The sequence below is a fragment of the Ruegeria sp. AF7 genome (genome assembly GCF_056541885.1).
Window position 1 is genome coordinate 1 of record NZ_JBQFYX010000004.1, and the last position, 16,715, is coordinate 16,715.

A 16,715-nucleotide genomic window follows, 5' to 3' on the forward strand; every position below is an offset into this window, starting at 1 on the left:
CTCTCTAACACGATGAAAACAAATCTGACTCTGACGCGGGATGGAGCAGCCCGGTAGCTCGTCAGGCTCATAACCTGAAGGTCGTAGGTTCAAATCCTACTCCCGCAACCAATACTTCCAGTCAGATATCAAGCACTTAGCCTCGCATCACGCGAGGCTTTTTGCGTTCGGGCCTTTGGCACTGGAAGCACTGTGGAAGCAAATGGGACGAAAAAACTGCGCTGCTGGTCCCCAACGGTATTTTGCGTCACCCTGGTACAAGGCTTTCAAGTTCCGGCATCAGAACAACGCTTTCCTGTTCGTTCGGGTCCGTGCGTGCGATAACTGCAACTGCGGGTTCATTCCCATCGTTGAACGGAAGGTGCGGAGTGTTTGATGGTATATAGATCAGGTCTCCTGCTTGCGTTTCCATAACGTGTTCTAGCCTGTCGCCCCAATACATCTTAGCAGACCCGGAAATCACATAAATCGCGGTTTCATGTGTCTCATGTTTATGCGCCCTGGCGCGCCCTCCGGGCGGGACCGTGAGCAGATGCATGCAGATAGCTTGGCTTCCTACCGTCTGTCTGGCGATGCCTTCGAAGTAATCGAACCCCTGTTTCCCGGAATAGGTTTCGCCGGGGTGCAGTTTCGCACAATCCGCCATCTAGGTATTCCTTCCTAAGATTTGAGCGAGAGAATGATACGCCAGCTTCGCCTGGAAACGTAGGGAAATCAGAAGCGGGTTTTGGGCGGAGATTCTAACGAGCCTTATGAACGAACCGCATACCGGGTGATACGGCCTGAGATACATAAGGACGAAGAAACCCACGTTTGCGGACGTTACTCATACCAAACTGTGCACGTAGCCATGACAGGTCCGTACCTCGACCCTCCTCCAAAATCTTCCCTGTTGGGCGGTCACATGGCGTATTGCCATTGAAGACCTTTGGAAAGATTTCATTACCTCGGGTCAGAGAAAGGGTCCGGAGGGGTATTCAATCGCAGATGCCGCATGAATGCCCGTGCGATCCTTGGAACCGGTTTTTGATCAGAGACCACAAAATGGCCCCGGTACCGCATAAGAGATTCAAATCGGACAAATGCCAGGTCGGGAGATCGGTAATGGTAGACGGGAAAGGGATTGATAACAGACAGCCCCAATCCTTCGCGCGCCATGTCGGCAGCGGCGAATGAGGTTGAAACTTCGGCAACGATCCTCGGTTTAGCGCGCACTTGATGAAGCAACCGGTCCAGCTGCCCGCGCCGCCCATGTCGATACGTCAGCGCGATCAGCTCTTGCTCATGCAAGTCTGAAGGCGTCAGAACGGTGCGTTCAGACAGAGGATGTTCGGGTCGCATGACGCAAACGGCTGGTGACTCGCGAAATGGTATAAGTTTGATGCCAGCGCGGCTTTGTTCAATCCCGGTCACGGCAAGATCAAATCGGTTCTCAAGCACGCCAAGCGTGACCATATCCGACGTTGTCACCTCAAGGTTCACGAAAAAACCGGGATTCCCGCGAATGAAACTGGCGATGAGGGAAACGATGTATCGATGAGCATAGCTGGGCGGTGCAACGAGGCGCAGTGTTTCCTGCACAGTTTCGCCCGGACCATCGATCCTGTCCAATGCCTCGAACAAAGGATCCAATCGCATATTCAGCCTTACGGCTTCTTGCGTCGGTCGCAATCTGCCTGCATCCCGTTCGAACAGTGTTCTGCCCAGTCGATCCTCTAAGCTGCTGACCGAGCGACTAACCGCGGACTGAGACAAGCCGAGCTGTCGTGCGGCAGCGGCTGTTGTTCCAGACTGCATGAGCGCACGGAGCGCCTGGTATTCCGGCAGAGAATGCCAGTTGCGAGGTTTCTTCATCGCTGGGCGCCCGCATGATTCCGACTAGCTCTATGAGTAAAACTCATCAAGATTTTTTGCAATCATGATGATTGCGTCTGTTAGCGTGTGTCGAAATGACACTAACCTGGGAAAAACGAGTTTGAGGACCCTCCCTCTTATCTTTGATGGGCACAATGATGTTCTGTCAAAACTGGCCTCGTCAGGCGGTCTGCCCGAAGCGGGCCGCTTCCTGACCGGGCTCGAAGGTGCAATCGACTCTGTTAAATCCAAGGCCGGTGGATTTGGCGGAGGCTTCTTTGCCGTCTGGGTCCCTTCGCCTATCGATGCCGATGCTAAAATGGAAGAAATGGTCCAGCCTAGCTATGACCTGCCGCTTCCCAATCATATAGACGCCGAAGATGCTCTGCCCTCAGCGCTGGGGCAGATTGCCATACTGCTGGAACTGGAACGTTTGGGGGCGTTGAAAGTGGTTCGATCAGTTTCGGATATTCGAAACAGCATGGCGCTAGGCCAGATTGCGGCCATTTTTCACATCGAGGGCGCCGAGCCGATTGATGCCGATCTGCATTCGCTTGACGTGTTTCATGCGGCGGGGTTGCGATCATTGGGGCCCGTGTGGAGCCGACCCAACATTTTTGGCCATGGTGTGCCGTTTAGATATCCATCGGGGCCGGACACTGGCCTTGGATTGACGGATCATGGACTGCGGCTTGTGCAGCGATGCAATGCGCTGGGTATCATGTTGGATTTGTCCCACCTCAATGAAAAAGGTTTCTGGGATGTAGCGCGGTATTCGGATGCGCCTTTGGTCGCAACGCATTCGAATGCCCACGCCATCTGTCCGCACGCGCGAAATCTGACCGATGATCAGCTTCGCACCATCGCGGAAAGCGACGGGATGGTCGGGTTGAACTTTGCCACTGCGTTTCTGCGTGAGGATGGTCGGATGCTGTCCGATGTGCCGTTGATGCAGGTTCTGAAGCACCTTGACCACCTGATCGGGATAATGGGTGAAGACCGGGTCGGGCTTGGGTCCGATTATGACGGGGCGGTCGTGCCGGACGACGTGAAGGACATCTCGATGCTGCCTCGATTGAGAGATGCCATGGTGACCCATGGATACGGCGAAGAGCTCATCAAGAAGCTCTGCCACGAAAACTGGTTGCGTGTTCTTGAGAAGACCTGGGGCTCGTAACCGTTAGTGAAGACTTGATGACAGAGAGGACAAAATGAACGCATTTAACAGATTGCTTACCGGTGCGGCGCTAGGATTGGCGCTGGCCGTGACCTCGACTTCGGCAATGGCCGAAACGCCGCCGAACATGCTGGTTATCGCGCATCGTATCGACGACATCACGACGTTGGACCCGGCCGAAAGCTTTGAGTTTGCGGGTTCGGATGTCAGCCGGAATGTCTATCAGAAGCTGGTGAACTTCGACCCGCTCAATCTGGATGCTGGCTATCAGCCCGACATCGCTGAAAGTTGGGATGTGTCTGAAGACGGCAAATCGATTACCTTCAATATCAGGGAAGGGTTGACCTTTCACTCTGGTAATCCGGTGACGGCAGAAGATGTTGAATTTTCACTGCGTCGGGCGATCATTCTAAACAAGACCCCGGCCTTTATCCTGACTCAGTTTGGGTTCACGCCGGAAAATGTCGAACAAACGATTGTCGCGGACGGCAACACTCTGACGATCACGACGGACAAACCCTATGCGACATCCTTCGTTCTGAACTGTCTGACCGCTACCATCGGCGGCATTGTCGATAAGAAGACGGTGATGGAACACGACAAGGATGGCGACTTGGGCAATGAATGGCTCAAGACCAATACTGCTGGATCTGGGGCTTATAGCCTGGTCAGCTGGAAACCCAATGAAAGCGTAACACTGAAGTCGAACCCCGATTTCTATTTGGGTGCTCCGGCCATGGAGCGCGTGGTTGTCCGTCACGTTCAGGAAAGCGCCAGCCAGCGCCTGTTGCTGGAACGTGGTGATATCGATGTCGCGCGCAACCTGAATCCAGAAGATGTTGCCGGCGCTTCATCTGTTGCCGGCGTAAAGATTGCAGACGAGCTTAAGGGCCGCCTGATGTATGTTTCGCTGAGCCAGAAACACCCTGAGCTGAGCAAGCCTCAGGTTCGGCAGGCGTTCAAGTATCTGGTTGACTATGAAGGGATGCGCGACAGCTTCCTGAAAGGGCAATACACGATCCACCAGAATTTCCTGCCCCAAACCTATCTCGGTGCCTCTGACGAGACGCCGTTTAGCTTTGATGTGGAAAAGGCCAAGGCCCTGCTGGATGAAGCAGGTGTAAGCGGGCTTGAGATCGAAGTTGGTGTGCGTGAAGCGCAGGAACGGATCGAAATCGCCCAGTCGCTACAGAATGCGCTGAGTCAGGTTGGCATCACGATGAACATCACCGTGGGGACCGCCAAACAAATTTTGGCGCGGTATCGTGCGCGGGAACTGGATGTTTACCTTGGCGCATGGGGGCCGGACTATCCCGACCCGCAGACGAACGCAGGTACCTTTGCCTATAACCCGGATAATTCGGACGAAGCCAATGCCACAGGATTGCTGGCTTGGCGGAATTCTTGGGATACCGGCGGGTTGACCGACAAAACGGACGCGGCCGTTATCGAAAACGACACCGCGAAACGCGCTGACATGTACAAGGAAATCCAGGCCGAGTTCCGCGAGACTTCGCCGTTTGTCATCATGTTCCAGCAGATTGAGCAATCGGCCCTGCGTGAAAACGTGACGAATTTCTCAACCGGTCAGGCGATTACATCGGCGTCGTATTGGCAGGTGACCAAGTAAATGGCACTGGCCGAAAGACCAACTGAGGGGCGCCGCTCGGCGCCTCTTATCCATTGGATCAAGAGTATCCTGAAAACTCTTGGCACCATCGCAATTACAATGCTGGGTCTGCTTTTCGTGACCTTCATCATCGGTCGCGTGATGCCGATCGACCCGGTGCTGGCAATCGTCGGTGAACGCGCATCGCAATCGACTTATGATGCGGTCTATCAACAGCTTGGTCTTGATAAGCCGCTGTTGGTTCAATTTGGATATTACCTTTGGGATGTTCTGCACGGTGATTTTGGCGATTCACTTCTGAATGCCCGCCCGGTTTCTCAGGATATTGCCCGCGTCTTCCCTGCCACGCTGGAATTGGCGACTTTGGGCGTTCTGATTGGAATCTTTCTGGGTGTTCCGCTTGGTGTGATCGCCGCAGTCAAGCGCGGATCATGGATCGATCAGATCGCCCGTGTGGTCGCGCTTGTCGGGTATTCAATGCCAATCTTCTGGCTGGGGCTCATGGGGCTTCTGGTCTTCTACGGGATACTCGGCTGGGTTGGTGGCCCGGGCCGCCTGGATATCTTCTACGAGGACATAGTGCCCTCACGCACTGGGCTGATTTTGGTAGACAGTGCCTTGGCCCAGGATTGGGATGTCTTCCGCAATGCGTTGTCCCATATTATCCTGCCCGCGGCATTGCTGGGGTACTACTCGCTTGCCTACATCAGCCGGATGACCCGATCCTTCATGCTGGAACAGTTGTCAGCCGAGTATGTCATCACCGCCCGCGTCAAAGGGCTGTCTGAAAGACAAGTTATCTGGCGCCACGCCTTCAAGAATATCCGGGTGCAGCTGATCACAGTGATCGCACTCAGCTATGCCAACTTGTTGGAAGGATCAGTTCTGACCGAGATCATCTTTAGCTGGCCGGGGATCGGCAGCTATATCACGACGGCCTTGCTGAGCGCCGATATGAATGCCGTTCTTGGAGGAACCGTTGTTGTCGGGCTGATCTTTATCTGCCTGAACATATTCTCGGACCTTCTTTACCGTTTCTTTGATCCGAGGTCGAAATGAGCGACATGACCTTGCGCCAGTGGCTGCTGACCGACGAGCCGACTTCGCGCCGCCATGCCAGATTGGCCAGCTTCTACAAAAGCTGGCTGACTTTGCGATCAAACTCGATGGCAATGGTCGGGTTGGCGATTCTTGTCGTCCTTGTTCTGACAGCGGTCTTTGCGCCTTTTCTCGCGCCGCACGATCCCTTTGTTCAGAGCCTGTCCAGCCGACTTCTCCCCATCGGGGCTGAAGGGCACCTGTTGGGAACCGACAGCTTGGGGCGGGATATTCTGTCACGCCTGATCTTTGGGGCGCGAATTACACTCTACATCGTAGCTCTTGTGGCGCTCATCGCACCGATTGCGGGGCTTCTGGTCGGGACTGTTGCGGGATATGTGGGGGGATGGACGGATGTGATCCTTATGCGCATCACGGATATTTTCCTCGCTTTTCCACGACTTGTTCTGGCGTTGGCGTTTGTCGCGGCGCTTGGGGCAGGGATTGAAAACGCTGTTCTGGCAATCTCACTCACGGCGTGGCCGCCCTATGCACGTATGGCGCGTGCAGAAACCCTGACCATCCGGTCAACAGACTATATCAACGCGATACGCCTTCAGGGTGCCGGGCCGCTGCGCATCATCACCCGGCATATCTGGCCACTTTGCATCTCATCTTTGATCGTGCGGGTCACGCTGGATATGGCCGGGATCATTTTGGCTGCCGCCGGCCTTGGTTTTCTGGGGTTGGGGGCACAACCTCCAAGCCCGGAATGGGGTGCCATGATATCCGAGGGTCGAAGGTTCATCCTTGACCACTGGTGGGTGGCCACGGTGCCGGGGCTCGCAATTTTCACGGTTTCGCTGGCCTTCAACCTGTTGGGTGACGGGCTGCGGGACGCGCTTGATCCAAAGGACGGTGGGCAATGAACTTACTCGACATCGAAGATCTGTGGGTTCGTTTCCCAACCCGTCAGGGCGTGTTTGACGCCGTGCGGGGCGTGTCGTTTTCGCTGGGGCGCGAGCGTCTGGGGATCGTCGGCGAAAGCGGCTCGGGCAAGTCGATGACGGGGCGGGCGATTCTGCGCCTGATCAGAAATCCGGGTATCGTGGAGGCCAAACACATCAATCTGGAAGGCCGAGACCTGATGAAGCTCAGCGAGCGCGAGATGCGTGAGGTGCGAGGCAAGCAGATCTCCATGGTTATGCAGGACCCCAAGTTTTCTCTGAACCCGGTGGTCACGGTTGGCGAGCAACTCATGGAGGCATACCTTCAACACAATTCCGGCTCTAAGGCCCATGCGAAAAAGATGGCTATTGAGATGTTGGACAATGTCTCAATCCGTGATCCTGAGCGGGTGATGCGGGCATACCCGCATGAGGTGTCCGGAGGCATGGGGCAGCGGATTATGATTGCGATGATGTTGATTCCCAACCCCAAGATACTGATTGCCGACGAACCAACGTCGGCACTTGATGTCAGCGTTCAGCGGCAGGTGCTGAATATCATGGACGGATTGGTCAAGGAGCGGGGGATGGGCCTGATATTCATCAGCCACGACCTGAATCTGGTGTCTGAATTCTGCGACCGTGTCCTCATCATGTATTCAGGTCGGATCGTCGAGGTTTGCGAGGCTGACAAGCTGCATCAGGCCCAACATCCCTATACCCAGGGCTTGCTGAACTCGCTGCCGCGCCTTGATGAAAAATGCAACCACCTGAGTGTTCTCACACGCGATCCGTCTTGGTCCGAAGCCCCAAGCGTGAGGGGCTGAAATGAAGGCACTGGAAATCAACCATCTGAATGTCTGGTTTGGTCATGCACACGACCGGGTCGATGCGGTGAAAGACGCAAACCTTGAAGTCGCGCAGGGCGAGAGTTTTGGCCTTGTGGGCGAAAGCGGGTCCGGCAAGTCGACAATTCTGAGGGCAATAACGGGACTTGCACCGCAATGGTCGGGCACAATCCGCGTAGAAGGTCAGGCGATATCCGGGTCCCGGCGGGATCGGTCATTCTTTCGAACCGTCCAGATGGTGTTTCAGGACCCGTATGCATCGTTACATCCCCGACATACTGTCGACCAGGTCCTCAGTGAAACAATTCATCTGCATGGGTTTGGAGATATCGATAAACGCGTGAGCGATTTGCTCAACGACGTCGGACTTGGGCAAAGATTCCGGTTTCGGTATCCACACCAGCTTTCCGGTGGTCAAAGACAACGCGTGGCAATCGCAAGGGCCTTGGCAGGTGAGCCGGACATCCTGCTTTTGGACGAACCCACGTCAGCTTTGGATGTCAGCGTTCAGGCCGAGGTTCTCAACCTGTTGACTGACCTGCGCAAACAGCGCGGATTGACCTATCTGATGGTGTCTCACGATCTTCCGGTTATCGCACATATGTGCGAGCAGTTGGCGGTCATGAGAAATGGTGAAATTGTTGAGGTCATGTCCTCGGAAACACTGCGTTTGGGGAACCCAAGCCACGAGTATTCCAAGCAATTGTTGACCGCCTCTGTTGCCCCAAACCAGTAGCGACTGTTCGTTAGAAGCAGGATTATTCTTCGTATGATCATTTCGGGGGACGCACGACAGCGTCCTTTAGCATTTCCGGTGTGAACGCACCTTTTGATTGATAAGGACCGTGTTGGCACTACAGCGATCGAGATATTGGAAACGGCTACAAATTGTGTAACCGTAAAGCATGCAAGTAATGCAATATAAATTTTAGCAACGAGGTCACTGATGAAAAGCAAGGTGCAAAACTTGGCGATTGCGGTTGCGTTACTGATCGCGCCACCTGTTTCAGCCCAGCAATCTGATTGGTCTTTTTCGGGCACAGCTTATCTGTTCATGGCCGAAACGGATATTTCTCTTGCAACACCAAGTGGAACAATCGACGGCACGTTGAGTTTTTCAGACGCTCTCGAAAACCTGGATTTTGCGTTTATGGGCAGTATTTCCGCGTCTAACGGGCGCTGGTTGTTGCTTGCGGATTACAACTACACCGATTTGGCGTTCAGTAACTCAACTCCCGGCCCGGCGTTTTCGAGTTTGGATACCTCTGCCACAACACAATTCCTCAGCGGCTATGTCGGGTACCATGTTTATGAGACACCTGCGATCAGCGTGGCCTTAGCAGGGGGGTTCAGGTGGTTCAGCACGGAAACCACGTTCAGATTGCAACCGGGAGTTGCCGCCGGACGAAGTGTGACGACCGATGACAACTGGACTGATCCAATCGTCGCTGCCCGTGCACGCGTTCGGATTTCTGACAAATGGTCAGGGACCGGATTTGTGGATTACGGCGGATTTCGGAGTGGTAGCGAAACCTGGCAAGTTCTGCTGACCGCAGATTATGAAATCAATGACAGATGGCTGATCCGGGGCGGGTACCGCTATGTTTCCTTCGATCATGAGATCAACGGCAATGATTTCAAGTTTGACCAATCAGGTCCGCTGCTGGGCGCAACATACAGGTTCTGAAGATAACGTCAGGCGCAACCCCGGTACTAGTCAATTAAATAAAAGCGGTTGAGCGCTGTTGTTAACAAGGGGCGTTGTTGCCCGCCAGACCGGAACGCACAACTTGATGTCTTGTAAGCAGTTGTTTTTATATAATTATTTATTGACTTTGGTGGGTGGCGGAGACGAAGGGATTCGAACCCTCGAGACGGTTTCCCGCCTACTCCCTTAGCAGGGGAGCGCCTTCGACCACTCGGCCACGTCTCCGCCGACGGGTATATCCGTGCAAGCAACGGAAATACAAGGTCAATTCCGCAGTGTTTGGATTTTTTTACAGATCCATCCGAACTCTTTGAAATAGAACGGAATCGCGCCGGTTTGCATCCTCCATTGGCAAGACTTGGTTCACTTTCTTCAGACCCAATGCAGTTCGTAATATCCTTAGAATCGCGGGCCTTGCCTGTGGCATCTGGCCTTATTTTGCGAGAATCTGAACGTGGCAAGTCTACAGCCGCGTTCAAGTGTTCGGTTGGCTTTGCAACGTGATAACGAGTCACGATTTCTTGCGTGACTGCCTTCCGCACGCCAGCGAGAATCTGACAACTTATTGAAAAAGCGTAGAAAACACATTCCCTTTTTTGAAGTCACGATCTGGTAACGCCGTGATGCGATTCGTTCTGTTGTTGATGAGGAGAACATCATGTCGCAACATACCGTTCCGTCTGAACCATGGCAGAACCCTGATGAAGCCAATCAAAAGGTAAGCCGGGGTCGGCGCCGTTTGAGTGTGTTGGCGCGTTCCACTCAGGAGGTTTTCAAGGATCACAACGGTGAATCGGACCTTTTTGAAGGGACATGGCCCACGAATTTCTCGAAGGGTTTGCGTCATGACGTGAACGGGATTGTCGACGCGCAGGTCTATACCGAGTTTCTGGAAGAAGTGGCTGATCCGACCTGCACCGACAATCATGGCAATCGGTTGGCGTTGTTCGACACGCCAGCCTACTCCGGGCCCTTCCGCACCGCGCCATCAGAGGGTGGTGAATTTAGGTGGCGTGCGTGGGAAGGGCCAATCCTGGGCCATCGGCTTGGCCTCAACGGATGTGACGCCGGGGGTTTGGGAATTGCCCCTGCGCCCCGGCTTGGATCGGATGAGTTGGCGGCGGAGATGGCCGAGATTTACGCGATGGCCTATCTGCGGGATGTGCCGTTCGAATCCATCAGGGATGGTGTCAGTGATGCGGCCAACGTGGCGGGTGCCCTTTGTCAGATGGAATGGTTCCGGCGCGATGGCAGCCCTCGGGACGCTGATGGCGCAGAGATTGGAAAGGTTTCGGCGGCGCGGCGGGTTAGGGACGGTGGCGGCCTGACCCCTCAAACCCTGTTTCGCGGTTGCTCACAGGGCTGTGCACAGGGACCGTATCTGTCGCAGTTCCTGGTACAAGGCCACGATCCACTGACAGCAGATCAAGCGCGCCGACAAAAGCAAAAGCTGACTCAGGCAATGGCCGCCGGGGCTGTTCCCTTCGGCGCTTTGAGGATCGACCAGAAGATCCAGCCGCAGGCGGCGGGCGTGGACTATCTGCGGGATTGGGCTGAGTGGCTGGACGTTCAAAACGGGGCGGACACGACGGCTGAACAAGCCTTTGAGAGCTTTGGATCGAAATTCATTGAAACACCGCGCGACCTTGCCTCTTACGTGCATTTTGACAGAATTTATCAGGCTTTTTTCAATGCTTGCCTGCTGATGCTAGGACAAGGCACGCCGACAGACGAAGGTCTGCCTGAGGATGGATTTGCTGGTGTGCGTGATCCAGGCTCTGCCTGGGGCGGTGCGCATGTTTTGTCCCTGCTTACGGAAACCGGAGCGCGGGCCCTGCGGGCCGCGAAACGACAGACCTTTCAGGTGCACAATCGTGCCCGACCGGAAAAGCTGGGCAGTATCACGAGTTTGATGGCGAACGGTTACGGCACGGAACTTGGCGCGGCCGAGCCATTTGCCGCGGCCCATCTGGGAAAACTCGAAGCGGCGACAAGCGAAGGTTTCAGCCTTATGGATGCAATCGCCGCCTCGCCTTCGGTGAAGCGGTTTGCGCATAACGCCATGTCCCATAAAGGCTTGCCGCGAAATGACCGTAACTTGCTGCTTCCGGTTGCTTACCCCGAAGGGTCGCCAATGCACCCGTCTTATGGGGCGGCTCATGGTGCCGTTGCCGGGGCATGCGTCACAGTGCTCAAGGCTTTCTTCAGAACGCACGCTTTGGATGGATTACGGGTTTCTTTGGCTGCGGCTGGTCTGCCTCGGGTCCTTGTGCCAGCTGCGGGGGGTAAGACCCTGATCGACTCGACCCGACCGGAAGACAGTGCAGACTGCCTGACGCTGAATGGCGAGCTGAACAAGCTGGCTGCGAATATTGCACTTGGGCGCAATCTGGCAGGGGTTCATTTCTATAGCGATTATTTCGACAGTATCCGGATGGGTGAGCGTATCGCGGTCGGAATACTGGCAGAGCATATGGCAAAATCACCGACGTCATCGAAAGTGTCGCTGGAGACTTTTGACGGCGATCATCTCAGCATCTCGGGAAAACGGTCTTCTGGCAGTGAAATCCACGTAGCCAATAGTTCGCCTGAATTGTGGTGGACCCGCCACCTGCCAGAGCAGGCAGGTTGGGGCGGATGAGGTTTCAGATTTTTTCGGAGGGAGATTTTTCATGATGCTTACGTACCCGTCAACGATGATGATCTCTCGAACCAGGCTGGAACTGCCGTGGCAAGTATTGATGGCAGATCAGCCCTGCGTTTCAGATACAGATCGGTGTTCGGTGATGGCTGTTTTTCAATCTCCAGGTTGCGCCGATAGGGGGGTGAGTGAAGCCGCCCTGTCGGACTGGAACTCGAGAATTGAAGGGTTCTTTGATGGCAATGGAGTGAGCCCGTTCCTGGTCATGGACCCAGACGACATCGTCGATGGTCAGATATCGACGGGGTTCAAATGGTCTGCCAACCCGCGCGAGCCCCGGGATTGTCTGGGCGAGGATCTGGCCGCCAGTCTTTCGGATCAGGGTTGGGCAAGCAGGGCTGAGCTGCACAATGAATTTCTGGAATATGCGCTGATTTTACGGCCCGGTTCCGACGGCAAAATGCGGCCGAAGCGCTTTGTCGCTACGACCGAACTGATGGAGTGGTGGAGAACCATGGCAGTGTTCGATCTGGATCACTTCCTTTCGGTCGTTGAAACCGTATCCAGATGTTCATATTCCTGCGAAGAGTTGTTCGGGGTTTCGCGAGCAGACTGGTGCGCATTGGATGTGCCTCAACGCATTGCTCGTTTTCACAAAAGACTGGTGGGAACAGATTTTGCCCACCCACCAGAGCATCCGTTGAATATCGAACATGCTTTGTTCATGATCAGAGAAACGAACAGCCTGAGCGACCTGATCGCTACAATGCATCTTTCCTCATTCCCATATGTTGTCGGCAATGGTGAAAACAGAAGGCCCGCGCGGCTTGATGAAGTGTTACATTTTGCCGACCGACAGGATTTGTATTGTCGCCATGCGGGATCTGGGTTGGCGGGTGAAGCCCTTGATCTGGCCTTCTCCAGGGGCACAGCGACACCGACAGGGCGCGCGATGGCGTTCGCGAATCCTCTGGGGCTTTATATTCGGGCGTTTCACATGTCCGAACTCTTCGTGGATGCGGTGAATGTGCCGACAGATTGGGTGCGTTATCCGCGCGGTGAAGCGGGAATGCCCATGCGCCTTGAGTTCGGGCCGGGCGACGATGATCCGCGGTTTCTGGACGATATCACCATGGGAACAGGGTCGACCGCACGGCCTGCGTCGGGTTATGCGCTTGCCGGCCTGATCGAGGTTGGCCCTTTGATAACAGTGGCGGCCAATCCACGCGCGATCACAAGGGTCGAATTTGTTGAAGTCCCGCCAGTTGATCCAAGCGACATCGTTTGTGGACTGCCGGAAACCCAACGATGCAAACAGATTTCTGAATTTGCGGACCGGACTGAAACCGAGGTCTCTGGCAAACTGGCGCTAACTCGCCAATTCAGTCACTGACAAAGGTTTCAAACCGGCACGGCTTTGACAACGGGCAAAGGTATTTCCGGCGCGGTCATATCGAATATGGCAATCGGGCGACCGGCAGCGTTGGCCGCCGCTGTCAATACAGTCATCAGCGTCGGGTCGGGACTCTGCCAGGCGTCCACATCGAAAAAGGATGCCGGAGTTGCCGGGCGATCGGTTCGCGCGCCGCGATACAGTCGGAACAAGCGCGCCTGTTCCTCATTCATCGCGTCATCTGTCACGCCGGTGTGGTCAAGGGTCACCATGTTGCGCCAGGACACAACCGCTTCGCATGCTGCGTGCCAGACACCTGTCGCCAGATCGGCGGAAAAAGCCGTTCCATAAGTTGGCCGCCCGCCATCCGCATCAGCGCAGACCGCACGCAGTAGCAGGCCGACGCCCGAAACCACGCGAACGTGAACGCTCAGATTGCGCAGGTGGGTGTTCAGCCAGCGGGCCAGATCGCGCGGCAACGCTGTTTCGGGTAACACCTGGTCGAACCCGCGTGGTCCAAGCGCGTGTTCCAGACATTCAAGCGCGGCCCACAGCGCAGCGGCTTCATGTGTTGGTCCGGCTGCGGCCCCCTTCGACGTGATCTGTCCGTTGCTGCCCTGCGCACCCAGAGCAAGGGCATCACGTGGCAGAACATGCGTGGCACCATCCGATGAAATCAGGCTTTCGCGGGTTTCGGGCGAATCCGCGCTGTATTGCAGCGCATAACGTTCGATCGCCTCGAATCCCGAAAGCCGCGCGGCTTCGTTCCGGTTACGCGCCGTGCCAAAGGACACTCGTTGTTTCATTGCGCCAGCGGGTGGCACTGTTCCGTTTCGCAAATTGATCATGCGAAAGGCGGTGTGGATCGGAGCACTTTTGGGAAATTCAGCAAAAGAAGGTCCGGAAATAATCCCTGCGTTTTCGGCCAGTTCAATCAGCGCGTCGGTCATTTTTGTTTCCGGATAGGTATGTAACGGGTTATACAAATGGTTGTGGTTGTTAAGAAAGGACTTTTAGTATGGCTCGTTTGACTATTAATCCGAAATACACACTTAAGGATCTTGGGTGTGAAGTTCTGAACGCCGCCCGGAGCAACGCGCTGGGATCACAAGAGGGTCGCGACGCGGCTGAGCGACAGATTCATGAAATCCTTGCTGATGTCGGTAATCCTGCAGTGGAGTTTGTTTATGATTCCAAGAACAAGGTTCATATCGTAATCCCTGATCTGAGCGATAAAGAGCCAGACCCAAATCCCGATCACGAGTCATGGTGCTGCAAGCTGGCCTATGAAGCGATGGGTGGCATTGTCGTTTATGGCTGTGGTTCCTGATCGCAGTATCTGAACTTGCCTGAGGAGTTTATTTGAGTAAGGCAAAAACCAAGATATTCCTGACCGGTCCGTTTCAGGTGATTTGCAACGACGGCCAGGATGCAACACCACGCGGCACCAAGGCGAAAGCGCTTCTCGCCTTGGTGTTGTTGTCTAAGAATGCTGTTCGCAGCAGGGCCTGGCTGCAAGACAAGCTTTGGAGCAAAAGCTCACCTGCACAGGGTGCGGCCTCGTTGCGCAAGGAACTTAGTGTCCTGACCAAGCATCTGGCCGGGTTCGGTCTGGGGTTTTTGGACATCGGGCGCGAGAATGTCTCCATCGACCTGAAAGCGCTTGAAATTGATTTGTTTGATGAACCGCTTCAACCGGATCGCGCCGAGCTTCTGGAAGGGTTGGATGTTGCAGACCCGGAATTTGAAGACTGGTTGGCAGTTGAACGGCAAGCGTATTGGGACGTTGGTTTTGATGAAAATGCGCCTGTCCCGGTTGGCGCGCGCTTTCCATCCCATTGGGGGCATCAGAGACCTGCAATTGTAGTCGAGCCGTTTGAAGTAATTGGTGACGATAACAATATCAACGTTGCGGCGGCGTCGATACGGGACGAATTGCTTTTCCTCTTGGGTACGTTGTCGGATGTCATCGAATTGCGTGATGCGCGCAGGCAAGAAGGGCCTGTCGACGGCTATATGCTAAGCGGCAGCGTGGTAGCGGCCGAAGGACTGCGGGTGGCGGCACAATTAACATCAACCGTGGATCAGGTGTGCCTATGGACCGAACGTTTCCGGTTTCGGGAAAAGGATACGTTTGACGCCGTTGAAGAAATCGCAATGAAAGTTGTCGAAGCGCTTCAACTACGGCTGCGGGATGGTCACTGGTCCGACATCTGGTCAGCACGCGCCACATCCACCGAAGTTTGGACGGCATTTCAGAATGGTCGCATTCAGGAGAGCCTTACGACCAAGGACGGCCTGTTTCGTGCCATCCGCCAGTATGAGGTCTGTTTGCAGCGCGATCCGGACTATCTGCCTGCGCGGATCGCTGTCGGATTCTGCCGCCTGGATCTGATCCGGTTGGGCATGGAAGATTCGCCGGAAAAAACGCTGGCTCTGGTCGAGGCCGACTGCGCCGTCATGCGTGAAAAACACCCGGCGGATCCTTATTGCGCCGCACTCGAAGCGTTTACCCACAGTGTTGCTGGCCATACTGCCGAGGCTTGCCAGCTGATGCGCAAGGTACTTGAGAGGTTCCACAGCAGCCCCGAATTGCTGGGCTATTATGGTGTCTTGTTGATGTATGATGACCGGCTTGAGGACGGAATAGCCACGTATCGGCAGGCCCTCGCGTTAACGCCGCACCCGCCGATCTGGATCGAGGCGAACCTGTCCATGACCCTTGCCCTCTCCGGAGACAAGGCAGCATGGCAGCACGCGCATAATGTCTTGCGAGTGGACCCCGGCAGCGTGCGGGCGCGGGTTGTGTTATGCATGTTGTCCGCCGCCGCTGGCAACCAGTCACTGGCACGCCGGCACGCCCGTCGCATCCTGGAATTGCAGCCCGGTTTCACGGCAGAGCGCTGGGCCTGGCCGGGCTGTTTCAAAAACAGAAAATACTATGACGAAGGTGCACGACTGTTGGCCGAAGCAGGTCTGTGATGGCGTCTAATTGTCGTCCAGCACTTTGCGGGCGACGCGGAAACACTCCAACGCCTGCGGAACGCCGCAATAAATCCCGACCACGTGGATGATGGCGCGTATTTCTTCTTTGGTCGCCCCGTTGGTGATGGCACCCCGGCAGTGGATTTCCCATTCATGCATCTTTCCCAGTGCTCCGATCATGGACAGGTTCATCATCGACCGCGTTTTTGCGTCGATCACGTCATCCCCCCAGCCAAAACCCCAGCACCAGGCGGTCATGGCTTCCTGAAACGGGCGGGTGAAATCATCTGCTGCTGCAAGGTTCTTTTCCACATACTCTGCGCCCAGTGTATTCTTTCGTTGTTCCAACCCTTTCAGGAACAGGTCTTCGTCAAATAAGTCGGCCATTACGGGTCTCCGGTTTGTCAGCGTGTCAGGCGGTGTTTGTATGCGGGATCGTAGTGTGATTTCATCCGGTGGTGCACCTGTATACCCGGTCCGGCATGTCCACTATG

At 55.1% G+C, this 16,715-nt stretch carries 15 protein-coding genes, 2 tRNA genes and 1 pseudogene; 12 read left to right on the plus strand and 6 right to left on the minus strand.

Features of this window, described 5'->3' with window-relative positions:
- The first annotated feature begins 34 nt into the window (after positions 1-34).
- Positions 35-111: transfer RNA gene (locus ACR0AP_RS09905), tRNA-Met, on the plus strand.
- Between the two features lie 136 nt (positions 112-247).
- On the opposite strand, the gene ACR0AP_RS09910 is transcribed toward ACR0AP_RS09905, so the two are convergent.
- The 3 genes and pseudogenes from ACR0AP_RS09910 to ACR0AP_RS09920 form a co-directional block, all read right to left on the minus strand.
- A complete protein-coding gene (locus tag ACR0AP_RS09910; RefSeq protein WP_480506609.1) occupies positions 248-646 on the minus strand; it encodes a cupin domain-containing protein in 399 nt (132 codons plus the stop codon).
- Positions 647-942: 296 nt separating this feature from the next.
- The gene (locus ACR0AP_RS09915; RefSeq protein ID WP_480506815.1) at positions 943-1,638 is read right to left on the minus strand and encodes a LysR substrate-binding domain-containing protein; all 696 of its coding nucleotides are present in this window, start codon (positions 1,636-1,638) and stop codon (positions 943-945) included.
- Positions 1,639-1,662: 24 nt separating this feature from the next.
- Positions 1,663-1,854 (minus strand): annotated as a pseudogene (locus ACR0AP_RS09920) (helix-turn-helix domain-containing protein); the annotation flags it as partial.
- Positions 1,855-1,975: 121 nt separating this feature from the next.
- On the opposite strand from ACR0AP_RS09920, the gene ACR0AP_RS09925 reads away from it, so the two are divergent.
- The 7 genes from ACR0AP_RS09925 (at position 1,976) to ACR0AP_RS09955 (ending at position 9,181) form a co-directional block, all read left to right on the plus strand.
- Positions 1,976-3,031 carry a dipeptidase gene (locus ACR0AP_RS09925; protein WP_480506610.1) on the plus strand — a complete coding sequence of 352 codons (1,056 nt, stop codon included), beginning with the start codon at positions 1,976-1,978 and terminating at the stop codon, positions 3,029-3,031.
- A 34-nt stretch (positions 3,032-3,065) separates the two neighbouring features.
- Positions 3,066-4,661 carry an ABC transporter substrate-binding protein gene (locus ACR0AP_RS09930; protein WP_480506611.1) on the plus strand — a complete coding sequence of 532 codons (1,596 nt, stop codon included), beginning with the start codon at positions 3,066-3,068 and terminating at the stop codon, positions 4,659-4,661.
- Positions 4,662-5,720, plus strand: coding sequence for an ABC transporter permease (locus ACR0AP_RS09935; protein ID WP_480506613.1), 1,059 nt, complete (start codon positions 4,662-4,664; stop codon positions 5,718-5,720).
- Complete coding sequence (locus ACR0AP_RS09940; protein ID WP_480506614.1) at positions 5,717-6,628, plus strand: ABC transporter permease; 912 nt, start codon at positions 5,717-5,719, stop codon at positions 6,626-6,628. The genes ACR0AP_RS09935 and ACR0AP_RS09940 overlap by 4 nt, the downstream gene beginning before the upstream one ends.
- Positions 6,625-7,473, plus strand: coding sequence for an ABC transporter ATP-binding protein (locus ACR0AP_RS09945; protein ID WP_480506615.1), 849 nt, complete (start codon positions 6,625-6,627; stop codon positions 7,471-7,473). The genes ACR0AP_RS09940 and ACR0AP_RS09945 overlap by 4 nt, the downstream gene beginning before the upstream one ends.
- A gap of 1 nt (position 7,474) precedes the next feature.
- Positions 7,475-8,230, plus strand: a complete 756-nt coding sequence (locus ACR0AP_RS09950) for an ABC transporter ATP-binding protein (protein WP_480506616.1) — start codon at positions 7,475-7,477, stop codon at positions 8,228-8,230.
- A 210-nt stretch (positions 8,231-8,440) separates the two neighbouring features.
- Entirely contained in the window at positions 8,441-9,181 is a 741-nt protein-coding gene (locus ACR0AP_RS09955; protein ID WP_480506617.1) for an outer membrane protein, read from the plus strand.
- A gap of 156 nt (positions 9,182-9,337) precedes the next feature.
- On the opposite strand, the gene ACR0AP_RS09960 is transcribed toward ACR0AP_RS09955, so the two are convergent.
- Positions 9,338-9,427, minus strand: a tRNA-Ser gene (locus ACR0AP_RS09960).
- 433 nt (positions 9,428-9,860) lie between these two features.
- On the opposite strand from ACR0AP_RS09960, the gene ACR0AP_RS09965 reads away from it, so the two are divergent.
- Entirely contained in the window at positions 9,861-11,843 is a 1,983-nt protein-coding gene (locus tag ACR0AP_RS09965) for a phosphatase PAP2 family protein (protein ID WP_480506618.1), read from the plus strand.
- Positions 11,844-11,874: 31 nt separating this feature from the next.
- Positions 11,875-13,236, plus strand: a complete 1,362-nt coding sequence (locus ACR0AP_RS09970) for a hypothetical protein (RefSeq protein WP_480506620.1) — start codon at positions 11,875-11,877, stop codon at positions 13,234-13,236.
- Positions 13,237-13,244: 8 nt separating this feature from the next.
- On the opposite strand, the gene ACR0AP_RS09975 is transcribed toward ACR0AP_RS09970, so the two are convergent.
- On the minus strand, positions 13,245-14,186 hold the full coding sequence (locus tag ACR0AP_RS09975) for a YcaO-like family protein (protein ID WP_480506621.1): 942 nt from the start codon (positions 14,184-14,186) through the stop codon (positions 13,245-13,247).
- A gap of 68 nt (positions 14,187-14,254) precedes the next feature.
- On the opposite strand from ACR0AP_RS09975, the gene ACR0AP_RS09980 reads away from it, so the two are divergent.
- Entirely contained in the window at positions 14,255-14,566 is a 312-nt protein-coding gene (locus ACR0AP_RS09980) for a hypothetical protein (protein ID WP_480482958.1), read from the plus strand.
- Positions 14,567-14,598: 32 nt separating this feature from the next.
- Positions 14,599-16,218, plus strand: coding sequence for a hypothetical protein (locus ACR0AP_RS09985; protein WP_480482960.1), 1,620 nt, complete (start codon positions 14,599-14,601; stop codon positions 16,216-16,218).
- 6 nt (positions 16,219-16,224) lie between these two features.
- Here ACR0AP_RS09985 and ACR0AP_RS09990 read toward each other — a convergent pair whose 3' ends face one another.
- Positions 16,225-16,608 (minus strand): carboxymuconolactone decarboxylase family protein, encoded by a 384-nt coding sequence (locus ACR0AP_RS09990; RefSeq protein WP_480506622.1) that lies wholly within the window; start codon positions 16,606-16,608, stop codon positions 16,225-16,227.
- Positions 16,609-16,715 lie beyond the last annotated feature (107 nt).

What these genes read in the sequence shown, in the direction of transcription:
- ACR0AP_RS09910 (WP_480506609.1), bottom strand. Translation starts at nt 646, where the DNA reads ATGGCGGATTGTGCGAAACTGCACCCCGGCGAAACCTATTCCGGGAAA.
- ACR0AP_RS09915 (WP_480506815.1), bottom strand. Translation starts at nt 1,638, where the DNA reads ATGCGATTGGATCCTTTGTTCGAGGCATTGGACAGGATCGATGGTCCG.
- ACR0AP_RS09930 (WP_480506611.1), top strand. Translation starts at nt 3,066, where the DNA reads ATGAACGCATTTAACAGATTGCTTACCGGTGCGGCGCTAGGATTGGCG.
- ACR0AP_RS09935 (WP_480506613.1), top strand. Translation starts at nt 4,662, where the DNA reads ATGGCACTGGCCGAAAGACCAACTGAGGGGCGCCGCTCGGCGCCTCTT.
- ACR0AP_RS09940 (WP_480506614.1), top strand. Translation starts at nt 5,717, where the DNA reads ATGAGCGACATGACCTTGCGCCAGTGGCTGCTGACCGACGAGCCGACT.
- ACR0AP_RS09945 (WP_480506615.1), top strand. Translation starts at nt 6,625, where the DNA reads ATGAACTTACTCGACATCGAAGATCTGTGGGTTCGTTTCCCAACCCGT.
- ACR0AP_RS09950 (WP_480506616.1), top strand. Translation starts at nt 7,475, where the DNA reads ATGAAGGCACTGGAAATCAACCATCTGAATGTCTGGTTTGGTCATGCA.
- ACR0AP_RS09955 (WP_480506617.1), top strand. Translation starts at nt 8,441, where the DNA reads ATGAAAAGCAAGGTGCAAAACTTGGCGATTGCGGTTGCGTTACTGATC.
- ACR0AP_RS09965 (WP_480506618.1), top strand. Translation starts at nt 9,861, where the DNA reads ATGTCGCAACATACCGTTCCGTCTGAACCATGGCAGAACCCTGATGAA.
- ACR0AP_RS09970 (WP_480506620.1), top strand. Translation starts at nt 11,875, where the DNA reads ATGATGCTTACGTACCCGTCAACGATGATGATCTCTCGAACCAGGCTG.
- ACR0AP_RS09975 (WP_480506621.1), bottom strand. Translation starts at nt 14,186, where the DNA reads ATGACCGACGCGCTGATTGAACTGGCCGAAAACGCAGGGATTATTTCC.
- ACR0AP_RS09980 (WP_480482958.1), top strand. Translation starts at nt 14,255, where the DNA reads ATGGCTCGTTTGACTATTAATCCGAAATACACACTTAAGGATCTTGGG.
- ACR0AP_RS09990 (WP_480506622.1), bottom strand. Translation starts at nt 16,608, where the DNA reads ATGGCCGACTTATTTGACGAAGACCTGTTCCTGAAAGGGTTGGAACAA.